The organism is Rhodanobacter ginsenosidimutans, assembly GCF_042655685.1.
Taxonomy (GTDB): domain Bacteria; phylum Pseudomonadota; class Gammaproteobacteria; order Xanthomonadales; family Rhodanobacteraceae; genus Rhodanobacter; species Rhodanobacter ginsenosidimutans.
In genome coordinates, this window is sequence record NZ_JBHSMM010000001.1 from 636,028 (window position 1) to 648,759 (window position 12,732).

The window sequence follows — 12,732 nt, forward strand, 5'->3', positions numbered from 1 at the left end:
ACTCCCCCCGAAAATCGGGCTGCGCGGTAATGGAATTTATGTTCTGTTTGTGAGTGTAATAGAATTTCCAGCAAGGTGTAGCTTTTTCCAACGCGCGCGCCCAGCCTGGACGCGCGTCGCATTTAGGGAGGAAGGAAATCATGGTTGAAGTGGATGTGCCCCCGACCAGCGCCGACGAGTTGCGCGCTGCCATCCTCGAGCGCTACGAGGGGCTCAGCAAGCGGTTGCAGCAGATCGCCCGCTATGTCCTGGACGAACCCAACGCGGTGGCGCTGGAAACGCTGGCGGTGTTGGCCGAGCGTTGCGGCGTGCAGCCGTCGGCGATCGTGCGGTTTGCCAAGTCGTTCGGTTTCGAGGGCGCTACGCAGATGCAGCGCCTGTTCCGTGACGGTCTGCTCTCGGGCAACGCATCGCTGGGCTATGGCGAGCGCGTGCGCCAATTCAGCCAGAGCGTGGACAGCAAGCTGGTGGGGGATCCGGCGCAAGTGCTGGCGGAATTCACTCAGGGCAACGTACTGGCGCTGCAGAACCTGGGCGATGCGATCGGCAAGAAGAACCTGGCCGCCGCCGTCAAGCTGATCTGCGAGGCGGAGACGATCTACGTGGCCGGCTTTCGTCGCGCGTTTCCGGTGGCCGCCTACCTTGCCTATTCATTGCACCAGGTCGACAAGAAAACCGTGTTCATCGACAGCATCGGCGGCATGACCCGGCAGCAGGTGCACGCCATCTCGAAACGCGACCTGCTGATTGCGGTGAGCTATCACCCGTATGCGGAGGAGGCCGTGCAATTGATCGAGGCAGCCACCGCCCAGCGTTGCCGCGTGCTGTCGATCAGCGACAGCCTGGTCAGCCCGGTGGCACAACCGGCGACGGTGGTGCTGCAGGTGCGCGAAGCGGAAATCCGCAAGTTCCGCTCGTTGTCCGCGTCGATGTGCCTGGCGCAGGCGTTGGTGATCTCCTTTGCCTTTGCCACCAGCACGCAGACCCGCAACGCTTCCACGCTGGGCGGGAACATCCGTTCCAAAAAATGAAACATATGTTGCGTTCAAGAAATAAATGGAATATATTTTACGTGCATTCGGCGCGACGGGCGCCGGATATTCGTGAGAGAAAGCACTTATGCCAGGGGCAGCGCAGCAGCTTGACCTGATTACCATCGGGCGATCGAGCATCGATCTGTACGGCGAACAAACCGGCGGCCGTCTGGAAGACATGATGTCTTTCGCCAAGTACATCGGTGGCAGCCCCACCAATACCGCCATCGGAGTGTCGCGGCTGGGCTTGCGCAGTGGCCTGATCACCCGCGTCGGCGCCGACCATTTCGGCCGTTTCATCACCGAGGAACTGGCTCGCGAAGGCGTGGCGACCAACGGCGTCGCGATCGACAGCGAGCGGTTGACGGCACTGGTCTTCCTTGGCATCAGTGATCCGGACACGTTTCCGTTGATCTTCTATCGCGAGAACTGCGCGGACATGGCGCTGGCCGCCGGCGACATCGATGAAGCGTTCGTGCGCTCGGCCGGCGCGGTGCTCATCAACGGTACGCATCTGTCGCAACCGAATGTTTTCGATGCCTCCGTGCACGCCTGCCGCATCGCACGCGCGGCCGGGGCGCGGGTGGTTTTCGACATCGACTACCGGCCGGTGCTATGGGGACTGACCAGCAAGGACATGGGCGAGAACCGCTTCGTGGCCCATGCCGGCGTCACTGCGCGGTTGCAGGAAGTGTTGCCGCTGTGCGACCTGATCGTGGGCACCGAGGAGGAGATGCACATCCTCGGCGGCTCCACCGACACCATCGCCGCGATGCGTGCCATCCGGGAAAAGACGCCTGCGCTGCTGGTTTGCAAGCGTGGCGCTCACGGGTGCTCCGCGTTTCCGGACGCCATTCCCGACAGCCTCGATGATGGCGTGGTGGGTCGCGGCTTCCAGATCGAGGTGTTCAACGTGCTGGGCGCGGGCGACGCGTTCATGGCCGGCTTCCTGCGCGGCTGGTTGCGTGGCGAGCCGTTGGCGATGTGCTGCGAATACGGCAACGCCTGCGGCGCCATCGTGGTGTCGCGCCACGGCTGCGCGCCGGCGATGCCGACCTGGGATGAGCTGCAGCAGTTTCTCGACGGCACACCGCGGCCCTTTCGCCTGCGTGACGATGCCGCGCTGGAGCACGTGCACTGGGCTTCCACCCGCACCGGCGTCTACGACGACCTCACCGTGCTGGCAATGGACCATCGCAGCCAGTTCGAGGACCTGTGCCGCGAAACCGGCGCCGACCCGGCGCGCATCCCGGCGTTCAAGGCGCTGACGCTGCGCGCGGTGAACCAGCTGGCAAAGCCCGGCGAACATTTTGGCGTGCTTCTCGATGGTCGCTACGGCATGCGCGGGCTGGAGGCGGCTGCCGATTTGCCGTACTGGATCGGCCGGCCTATCGAGTTGCCCGGTTCGCGTCCGCTGGCTTTTGAAAGCTCGGCGGACGTGGCCACCGAAGTGGCCACCTGGCCGCGCAACCATGTGGTGAAGTGCCTGGTGTTCTATCACCCGGACGACCCGCTCGACCTGCTGGAGCAGCAGGAGCGCCAGTTGCGCCGGCTGCAGGATGCCTGCCGCAAGACGAGGCACGAGCTGTTGGTGGAGATCATCGTGTCGCGCCACGGCGCCGTCGATGCGCACACCGCGGCGCGCGCCATCCAGCGTCTCTATGATCAGGGCATGAAACCGGACTGGTGGAAGCTCGAGCCGGCGGCGGACAGCGCGACGTGGGCGAATATCGAGCACGTCATCCGCGGCAACGATCCCCTGTGCCGCGGCGTGTTGCTGCTGGGCCTGCAGGCGAGCGCGGCGGCGCTGGCGGCATCGTTCCGGGTGGCGGCGGCCAGTCCGATCGTGAAGGGGTTTGCGGTGGGTCGAACGATCTTCGCCGATGCCGCCGCGCGCTGGCTGGCCGGCGACATCGACGACGACGCGGCCGTGGCCGATCTCGCCGCGAGTTTCGGCACGCTGGTGAATGCATGGCGCGCGGCACGTGCCGAGGCGTCCGGCGACACATCCAAGGGCATCACGCGCAAGGCGGTGTGAGATGACGACGCGACGACTGACGGCGGCACAGGCGACGGTCCGCTGGCTGGCCGCACAACACGTGCTGGTGGATGGCCGCGAGCTGCCTTACTTCGCCGGTGCATGGGCCATCTTCGGACACGGCAACGTGGCCGGAATCGGCGAGGCGCTGCATGCCGCGCGCGACAGCTTTCCCACCTGGCGCGCGCACAACGAGCAGGGCATGGCGCATGCCGCCATTGCCTACGCGAAGCAGATGCGTCGCCGTCGCGCGATGGTGTGCACCAGCTCGATCGGCCCCGGCGCCACCAACATGGTGACGGCCGCCGCGCTGGCGCATGTGAACCGTTTGCCGGTGCTGCTGTTGCCGGGCGACGTTTTCGCCGGTCGCCAGCCCGACCCGGTGTTGCAGCAGGTGGAGCATTTCGCCGACGGCAGCGTGTCGGCCAACGATTGCTTCCGTCCGGTGTCGCGCTATTTCGACCGCATCACGCGGCCGGAGCAGATCATGGACGCCCTGCCGAAAGCGCTGGCGACGATGCTCGACCCGGCCACCTGCGGCCCGGCCACCATCGCGTTCTGCCAGGACGTGCAGGCCGAGGCCTTCGATTATCCGGAATCCTTCTTTGCGCCCCGGTTGTGGCGCGAGCGGCGGCAAGGTGCGGACAGCGGCGAGCTGGCCGCGCTGGTCGCCGCGCTGAAATCGGCCAGGCATCCCCTGCTCATCGCCGGGGGTGGCGCGCGCTACAGCGAGGCGGAAGCGGCGCTGGCAGCGCTGGCCGAAGCCACCGGTCTGGCCGTCGCCGAGACCCAGGCCGGCAAGGGTGCCTTGCCGTGGAACCATCCCCATGCGCTGGGCTCGATCGGCGTCACCGGATCGAGCGCCGCCAACGCGGCCGCCGCGCGTGCCGATCTGGTGGTCGGCATCGGCACCCGGCTGGCGGATTTCACCACCGGCTCGCGCAGCCTGTTTGCCGATGCCCGCGTGGCGCAGATCAACGTGCAGGCCTTCGATGCGCACAAGCATGACGCGCTGGCGGTGGTGGGCGATGCACGCACCGTGCTGCAGGCCCTGGCCCGGGAGTTGTCGGGTTGGCATGCGGGCGTGGAAGCGGACAGGCAGCAGGAAATCGATGAATGGAACGCCGCCGTCGATGCCGCCACCGCGGGGGTCGATGCGCAGACGCAGCCCAGCGATGCCCAGGTGATCGGTGTGGTACAGCGCAGCTGTGGCGATGACGCCATCGTGGTGTGCGCCGCCGGTGGCCTGCCCGGTGAGCTGCACAAGCTGTGGCGCTGCGTGCGGCAGGACAGCTACCACGTCGAGTACGGCTTCTCCTGCATGGGTTACGAGATTGCCGGCGGCGTGGGCGTGAAGATGGCCGCGCCCGATCGCGACGTGGTGGTGATGGTCGGCGATGGCAGCTACCTGATGGCGAACTCCGAGCTGGCGACGTCGGTGATGCTGGGCCACAAGCTGATCGTGGTGCTGCTGGACAACCGCGGTTACGGCTGCATCAACCGGTTGCAGCACGCCACAGGTGGCGCCGGTTTCAACAACCTGCTGGCCGACGCCACGCATCAGGTCTTGCCGCAGATCGATTTCGCCGCCCACGCGGCCAGCCTTGGCGCGCTGTCCGAGCACGTGACCTCGCTGGGCGAACTGACCGCCGCCATGGCCCGCGCCCGCAAGGCGGAGCGCAGCTACGTGGTGGTCATCGACACCGATCCATTGAAAAGCACCGAGGCGGGCGGCTGGTGGTGGGACGTCGCGGTGCCCGAGGTTTCCCAACGGCCTGAAGTCGAAGCGGCGCGCCGCGCCTACGAGCAAGGCACACGAATGAAGAGGGATTTGTCATGACCATCCGTTTTGGCGTCAGCCCGATTGCCTGGGCCAATGACGACATGCCCGAGCTGGGCGGCGACACGCCGTTGGAAAACATCCTGGACGACATCCAGCAACTTGGTTTCGAGGGAGTGGAGCTGGGCGGCAAGTTTCCGCGCGACGCTTCAATCCTGAAGCCGCTGCTGGCGCGCCACCAGCTCGACCTCATCGGTGGCTGGTACAGCGCCTCGCTTTTGACGCGAACAGCCCACGCCGAAATCGAGGCATTGCAACCACATCTGGAATTGCTCAAGGCCATGGGCAGCAGCGTTTTCGTGATCGCCGAAACCAGCAATGCCATCCACGGTCAGCGTGCGCGCAACATGAGCGACAGGCCGCGCCTGACCCCCGGAAGCTGGGCATTGTTCGGCCAGCGCATGACCGAGGTGGCCGACTACATCCAGGCACAAGGCCTGCGTTTTGCCTACCACCACCATCTGGGTACGGTGGTGGAAAACGCCGACGATCTGGAATCGTTGCTGGCCATGACCGGGCATTCGGTCGGTTTGACGCTGGATACCGGTCACGCCGCACTGGGCGGCATCGATGCGCTGCGGGTCATCGCGCGCCATCCTCACCGGATTGCGCACGTGCATTGCAAGGACGTGCGCCGCGACGTCTTTACGCGCATGGTGGCGAATGGGTCGAGCTTCCTCGACGGCGTGGTGGCCGGCATGTTCACCGTGCCGGGCGACGGCGGGCTTGATTACGCACGCATCATGTCGGCCCTCAACACCATCGAATACAGCGGTTGGATCGTGATCGAGGCTGAGCAGGATCCGGTCGTCGCCAATCCGCGCGCCTATGCCGAGTTGGGCCTGGAGACGCTCAAACGCGAGGCCGCCGGCGCGGGCATGGGGCAATGAGCGGCCTGCGTGTCCGACCGCACGATCCGGCGGCCGACGGTACCGTGCTCGAGGTGACGCCGGCCAGCGCCGGCTGGAAGCATGTCGGTTTCCGCGTAGTGAGGCTGGCTAACGGCCAGCGCTACAGCAATCGTGAAACGGGGCGCGAAACCTGTCTGGTGATCGTTGCCGGCAGCGCCGACGTGCATGCAGGTAACGCCCATTTCGTGCATGTGGGGACGCGCGCCACGCCGTTCGATGCGAAGGCGCCGGGCGCGGTCTATGTGCCGGCCGGGCTGTCCTACACGGTGACGGCGTGGGGCCCGGTGGAACTGGCGGTCTGCACGGCACCTGGCTCGGGCGAAGGCCTGCCGCGGCTGATCGCCGAAACGTCAATGAGCCGCGAAGTACGTGGCAGCGGCACCAATACGCGTTACATACGCAACATCCTGCCGCAAACCGAGCCGGCCGACAGCCTGCTGGTGGTGGAAGTGATCACGCCCGGCGGGCACTGGTCCAGCTACCCGCCGCACAAGCACGACACCGCCGAGGAAGGCGCCGAAACCGCGCTGGAGGAAACCTATTACCACCGCCTGAATCCGCCGCAAGGTTTTGCCTTCCAGCGCGTCTACACCGATGACCGCACCCTGGACGAAACCGTGGCGGTGGAAGACGGCGACGTCGTGATGGTGCCGCGCGGCTACCACCCGGTCGGCGCGCCCCACGGCTACGACCTCTACTACCTCAACGTGATGGCGGGCCCCGACCGCCAGTGGATTTTCCGCAACGACCCGGCTCACGACTGGATCGCCCGACGCCCTGGTTAGGGCCGGGTTTCGCGGCGCTCAAATTCCCTTCCCCCACGCTGCGGGGAAAGGTGCCCGACAGGGCGGATGAGGGCGCTCTTCACCTCTCACCCAACAGCCCTCCGGGCAGCTTTCCCCGCTGCACGCGGAGGAAGCAAAAAAATCACGGGTACACGGGGAGCGGGTTCTCGGGCCGGAGATTCGGCACCACCAGAAAACATTCATCCAGGAGTGAGTCATGCGCAACATCGAACATTTCATCAACGGCCAGTCGGTGGCCGGCACCACCGGCCGCTACGGCGACGTCTTCGATCCCAATACCGGCAAGGTGCAGGCGAAGGTATCGCGGGCCAATGCCGCGGAGCTGGATCGCGCGGTATGCAACGCGGCCACGGCGCAGCCGGCCTGGGCCGCCGTGAACCCGCAGCGTCGCGCGCGGGTGCTGATGGAATTCGTGCGCCTGCTCAACCTGCACAAGAACGAATTGGCCGAGCTGCTGGCCAGCGAACACGGCAAGGTGGTATCCGACGCGCATGGCGACGTGTTGCGCGGGCTGGAGGTGATCGAGTTCGCCTGCGGCATCCCGCACCTGCAGAAGGGTGAGTACACCCAGGGCGCCGGTCCGCGGATAGACGTCTATTCGGCGCACCAGCCGCTGGGCGTGGTGGCCGGCGTCACCCCGTTCAACTTCCCGGCGATGATCCCGATGTGGATGTTCGGCCCGGCCATCGCCACCGGCAACGCGTTCATCCTGAAGCCCTCCGAGCGCGACCCGTCGGTGCCGGTGCGGCTGGCCGAACTGATGATCGAGGCCGGCCTGCCGCCGGGCATCCTCAACGTGGTGCACGGTGACAAGGAGGTGGTGGACGCCATCGTGGCGCATCCGCTGATCAAGGCGGTCAGCTTCGTCGGTTCCTCCGACGTGGCGCAGTCGGTGTATGCGGCTGGCGCGGCGCAGGGCAAGCGCGTGCAGTGCATGGGTGGCGCCAAGAACCATGGCATCGTGTTGCCGGATGCCGATCTCGACCAGGTCGTCGCCGACCTGATGGGCGCGGCCTACGGCTCGGCCGGCGAGCGCTGCATGGCGCTGCCGGTGGTGGTGCCCGTGGGCGAAGCCACCGCCGAGGCCCTGCGCGCGAAACTGCTGCCGGCGATCGCCGCGTTGCAGGTGGGTGTGTCCAGCAATCCGGACGCGCATTACGGCCCGGTGGTATCGGCCGCGCACAAGGCGCGCATCGAAAACTATATCCAGCTCGGCGTGGACGAGGGTGCGGAGCTGGTGGTCGATGGCCGTGGCCTGAAAGTGCCCGGACACGAAGACGGCTTCTTCCTGGCGCCCACCTTGTTCGACCACGTCACCGCCGACATGAAAACCTATCAGGACGAAATCTTCGGCCCGGTGCTGCAGATCGTGCGCGCGAACACGTTCGAGGAAGCCCTGGCGCTGCCGTCCCAGCATCAATACGGCAACGGCGTCAGCATCTTCACCCGCAGCGGCGATGCCGCGCGCGAATTCGCCGACCGTGTCGAGGTGGGCATGGTGGGCATCAACGTGCCCATCCCGGTGCCGGTGGCGTACCACAGCTTCGGCGGCTGGAAGCGTTCGGGCTTCGCCGACCTCAACCAGTACGGCATGGACGGCGTGCGCTTCTATACCCGCACCAAGACCGTGACCCAACGCTGGCCCAAGGGCGGCGAGGCGATCGAGCAGAGCTTTGTCATCCCGACGTTGTGATGCTGCGCACGCGGCGCAGCGCGCCACTGTTCCTTCCCCCGTTTTTACGGGGGAAGGTGCCGAAGGCGGATGGGGGTGGCTCTTGATCTTGCCCGGTAAAAGCGCCCCCTTCAGCCCTTCGGGCAGCTTCCCCCGAGGACGGGGGAAGCAAGCTTCGCGGGAAGCTGGGATTCCCTGCATGGACAGGAAGGCGAAGCCGCAGCTCTGAATCTCCCTTCCCCCGTTTTCGGGGGAAGGTGCCGAAGGCGGATGGGGGTGCTCTTGATCTTGCCCCGCAAAGCGCCCCCTTCCGCCCTCCGGGCAGCTTCCCCCGCGGGCGGGGGAAGCGAGCTTCGCGGGAAGCCGGGATTCCCGCATGGACAGGAAGGCGAAGCCGAAGCTCTGAATTTCCCTTCCCCCGTTTACGGGGGAAGGTGCCGAAGGCGGATGGGGGTGGCTCTTGATCTTGCCCCGCAAAAGCGCCCCCCTTCAGCCCTTCGGGCAGCTTCCCCCGCGGGCGGGGGAAGCAAGCTTCGCGGGGCCCCATCAGCCTTTCGGGCAGCATCCCCGCACAGCGGTGGAAGCACGCTGCCGGCATCTATGGAATAATTCTTCCAATTATTGACGAAATGAAATAGTCTGATTGCAACGAGGCCGGGGTACCTGCACGCCGGCTGTTGAAGGGGGAGTCCTATGGCGGGTGGATGGCTGGCATTTTTCGCAACAGGCGCCGACCAGCCCGAGATGGCCGACAGGGGCGTGATCGACCGGCAGTACCGCAAGCACCGCTTGCGCGTGATGGTGGCGATCACGTTGGGCTACGGCCTGATCTACACCTGTCGGCTGGCCCTGGGCGTGGTGAAGAAGCCGATCATCGATGCCGGCATCTTCACTCCCACCGAGCTGGGTCTGATCGGCTCGGCGCTGTTCTATACCTACGCCATCGGCAAGCTCACCAACGGTTTTCTGGCCGATCACGCCAATATCAAGCGGTTTCTGGCGTTCGCCTTCCTGGCCACGGCGTTGTGCAACCTGGCGATGGGTTTCGTCACCGTGGTGTGGGTGGCGGTGATCCTGTGGGGTGTCAACGGCTGGTTCCAGAGTTTCGGTGCACCCGGTGGCGTGGTGGCGATGACATCGTGGTTTTCCAACCGTGAACGCGGCCGCGCGTACGGCATCTGGAGCACCGCGCATTCCATCGGCGAGGGGCTGACCTTCCTCGTGGTGGGCGCCACGGTGGCCGCCTTCGGCTGGCGTTTCGGTTTCTGGGGTCCGGGCATGATCGGCGTGGCCACCGCGATTGGCGCGTACCTGTTGTTGCAGGATCGTCCGCAGACGCTGGGCCTGCCGGCGGTCAACGACTGGCAGGACGACAACTTCGGCGAGACCGCCAAACCGAAGATCGCCTCGGTGCTGAAGCTGCAGTTGTCGATCCTGAAAATGCCGGCCATCTGGGTGTTGTGCCTTGCCTCGGCCACCACCTACGTGACGCGCTACGCGATCAACTCCTGGGGCATTCTCTACCTGCAGGAGATCCACGGTTATTCGCTGACCATGGCCGGCACGCTGCTGATGATCAGCACGCTGGCGGGCATGGCCGGCGCCATCGCGTTCGGCTTCATTTCCGACAAGCTGTTCGACGCGCGCCGGCCGCCGGTGAACCTGCTGTTTGCCGCGCTGGAGCTGGTCGGGCTGGGTCTGTTCTTCTATGGGCCCAGCCATCTCCCGATGATGATCCTGGCGATGGTGTTGTTCGGCATGGGCATGACCGGCCTGGTCACCTCGCTGGGCGGGCTGTTCGCGGTGGATATCGCGCCCAAACGCGTGGCTGGTGCCGCCATGGGCGTCATCGGCATCTGCAGCTACATCGGCGCGGGCATCCAGGAGCAGGTGTCCGGCATGTTGATCCAGCACGGCATGAAAATGATCGATGGCGTGCGCCACTACAACTTCGGGCCTGCCATCGCGTTCTGGATCGGATCATCCGTACTTTCCATGCTGCTGGCGCTGAGCCTGTGGCGCACACGTCGCAGGGACTGATTCCAATGTTGCAAGCATCCGATGACCTGAAAGCGATGATCGACGCCGCGCGGGCCGCCGGCGATGGACTGGTGCGCCACTTCGGCGCACTCGCCTCTTTGGGCGTGCGCACCAAGAGCGGGCCGGCCGACCTGGTCTCCATCGCCGACGAGGAAGCCGAGCGCACCATCCGCGCGATCCTGGGCAAGGCGCGGCCTTCATACGGTTTTCTGGGCGAGGAAGGTGGCGCCACCTCCGGCGGGGACGATGCACAGACGTGGATCGCCGATCCCCTGGATGGCACCACCAATTTCCTGTTCGGCACGCCGCTGTGGGGTGTCAACGTGGCCTTGGCGCGCGAGGGTGACATCGTTGCCGGCGTCACCTGGCTGCCCGTGTTGAACGAGATGTACGTGGCCGAAAAGGGCGCCGGTGCGTGGTTGAACGGTCAGCGCATCCATGTATCAAGCCGCCATCGGCTGGTGGACAGCGTACTGGGTTGCGGCATTCCATTCGCGGGCAAGCCCGACCATCCGGTGTTCGCTAGGGAGATGGCGCTGCTCTCGGCCAACGTCGCGGGCATCCGCCGCACAGGCGCCTGTTCGGTCGACATGGCCTATGTCGCGGCCGGTCGCTGGGACGCGTATTGGGAGCGTGCGCTCAATGCTTGGGACATGGGGCCTGGCGTGATCCTGGTGCGTGAAGCGGGCGGCCTGGCCAGCTCCGTCACGGGCGCCGCGCTGGACGTGCACGGCGGCAACGTCTGCGTCAGCAACGGCGCCATCCACGATGCACTGATCGAACAGCTGAACCGCGCACTACGGGAACCAAGCTCATGAACCCGCATCGTCGCGCCTTTCTTGCCGGCTCCGTGATGGTCGGCCTGTTTGCCCTGGTGCCGCGGGCCATCGGCCGCGTGCTGGGTTATCCGCGGGCCTTGAACGGTCCCATGGTCGGCGCCTCCGGACCGGATCATTTCAGTGTGTGGGTGCGCGCCAGCGGCGCATTCGATGTCACGCTGGAATACTCCACCGACCGCGATTTCAGCACTCCCATCATCGGCCCCACGATCCGCGCCAGCGCCGCGGACGATTGCTGCGTGGTGCTGCGCGCGGAAGGGCTCAAGCCCGATACTCCGTACTGGTACCGGCTGAAATACAACGGTGAGCAGGATCGCTACCAGTGGTTCAACTACATCACGCGCACGGCGCCAGAGGGGCCGGCGGATTTCCGCGTGGCGTTCGGTTCGTGCTGCCGCATCCAGTACGACGCCGACCAGCCGATATGGAACGCGGTGCGCGGCCTGCAGCCGGATCTGTTCTTCTGGCTGGGCGACAACATCTACGGCGACAGCGATGATCCGGCGGTGCTCACCGACCTGTACAGCCGTGGCCGCGTGGTAGAAAGGCTGGCCCCGCTGTTGCGCAGCACCCCGCAACTGGCCATCTGGGACGACCATGATTTCGGCTACAACGATTCCGATGGCAGGCACCCGCGCAAGCAGGAGTCGCTGAAGGTGTTCAGGAATTTCTGGGCCAACCCCTCCTATGGCGAGGCCGATTCGCCGGGCGTGTATTTCAGCCATTCCCACGGCGGCGTGGATTTCTTCTTCCTCGATGGCCGCTATAACCGTGATCCGATCGAAAAGCCCGACAACACGGCCAAGAGCATGCTCGGCGCACGCCAGAAGCGCTGGCTGAAGGCGGCGCTCAGCGCCAGCAAGGCTCCGTTCAAAGTGCTGGTTTCCGGTGGCGGTTGGTCCACGGCGGAGAACGAAAAGGGCGGCGACTCCTGGGGCACCTACCTGACCGAGCGCAACGAGATCTTCGACTACATCCGCGACCATGACATCGGCGGCGTGTTCTGCATCTCCGGCGACTCGCACATGGGTGAACTCAACTGCATTCCACGCTCGACCGTGGGCGGTTATGACATCTACGACATGTGCTCCTCGCCGCTGGCGCAGATGCCGGCGAACAAGAACACGCGGCAAATGCCCGAAGTGCGCGTGCGCGATACCTGGACACGCAGCGTCAACGTGGGCCTGATGCACTTTCGCATGAAGGGCGGCAAGCCCAGCATGACCTACACCCTGCATGACGTGCTTGGCGAGCCGGTGTGGGAGCCGCTGGTGCTGACCCCGGACGATCTGCGCAACGGTGTGCAGACCTGGGACAGCAAATCCGATCCGAACGAACTGAAGCGGCTGGAACGCTTCAAGCGCGGCGGCGGCTACTACGGCAACGACGTGCCGGAAGGCTGGCCCGAACAGCCGTACACCACACGCAAGTCCGGCTGAGGTTGCAGGCGTTCGCGGCGAGATGGCCATCCTTCCCGCGCAGCCACGGCACGCGGCGACGGGCGGTGCGCCATCTTGATCGGCGTGCGTGTGGACGCCAGGGTTCCGCATCT

9 protein-coding genes are annotated in these 12,732 nt (G+C 65.6%); all 9 read left to right on the forward strand.

The genetic code is table 11. The annotated features are described in order from the left end of the window. Positions 1-140: 140 nt before the first annotated feature. The 9 genes from ACFPK0_RS02730 (at position 141) to ACFPK0_RS02770 (ending at position 12,619) form a co-directional block, all read left to right on the forward strand. A complete protein-coding gene (locus ACFPK0_RS02730) occupies positions 141-1,031 on the forward strand; it encodes a MurR/RpiR family transcriptional regulator (protein ID WP_377338192.1) in 891 nt (296 codons plus the stop codon). 88 nt (positions 1,032-1,119) lie between these two features. Continuing rightward, positions 1,120-3,072 (forward strand): bifunctional 5-dehydro-2-deoxygluconokinase/5-dehydro-2-deoxyphosphogluconate aldolase, encoded by a 1,953-nt coding sequence (locus tag ACFPK0_RS02735; RefSeq protein ID WP_377338194.1) that lies wholly within the window; start codon positions 1,120-1,122, stop codon positions 3,070-3,072. Position 3,073: 1 nt separating this feature from the next. Next, positions 3,074-4,912, forward strand: a complete 1,839-nt coding sequence (gene iolD, locus ACFPK0_RS02740) for a 3D-(3,5/4)-trihydroxycyclohexane-1,2-dione acylhydrolase (decyclizing) (protein ID WP_377338196.1) — start codon at positions 3,074-3,076, stop codon at positions 4,910-4,912. After that, the gene (gene iolE, locus ACFPK0_RS02745) at positions 4,909-5,802 is read left to right on the forward strand and encodes a myo-inosose-2 dehydratase (protein ID WP_377338198.1); all 894 of its coding nucleotides are present in this window, start codon (positions 4,909-4,911) and stop codon (positions 5,800-5,802) included. The genes iolD and iolE overlap by 4 nt, the downstream gene beginning before the upstream one ends. Next, the gene (gene iolB, locus ACFPK0_RS02750) at positions 5,799-6,608 is read left to right on the forward strand and encodes a 5-deoxy-glucuronate isomerase (RefSeq protein WP_377338200.1); all 810 of its coding nucleotides are present in this window, start codon (positions 5,799-5,801) and stop codon (positions 6,606-6,608) included. The genes iolE and iolB overlap by 4 nt, the downstream gene beginning before the upstream one ends. A 217-nt stretch (positions 6,609-6,825) precedes the next feature. Next, positions 6,826-8,322, forward strand: a complete 1,497-nt coding sequence (locus ACFPK0_RS02755; RefSeq protein ID WP_377338202.1) for a CoA-acylating methylmalonate-semialdehyde dehydrogenase — start codon at positions 6,826-6,828, stop codon at positions 8,320-8,322. Between the two features lie 723 nt (positions 8,323-9,045). Continuing rightward, positions 9,046-10,341: an MFS transporter gene (locus ACFPK0_RS02760; protein WP_377338204.1), complete on the forward strand. Its 1,296-nt coding sequence runs from the start codon at positions 9,046-9,048 to the stop codon at positions 10,339-10,341. Positions 10,342-10,346: 5 nt separating this feature from the next. After that, complete coding sequence (locus ACFPK0_RS02765; protein ID WP_377338206.1) at positions 10,347-11,159, forward strand: inositol monophosphatase family protein; 813 nt, start codon at positions 10,347-10,349, stop codon at positions 11,157-11,159. Continuing rightward, positions 11,156-12,619 carry an alkaline phosphatase D family protein gene (locus tag ACFPK0_RS02770; RefSeq protein ID WP_377338208.1) on the forward strand — a complete coding sequence of 488 codons (1,464 nt, stop codon included), beginning with the start codon at positions 11,156-11,158 and terminating at the stop codon, positions 12,617-12,619. Before ACFPK0_RS02765 ends, ACFPK0_RS02770 begins: the two co-directional genes overlap by 4 nt. The last annotated feature ends 113 nt before the right edge of the window (positions 12,620-12,732 follow it).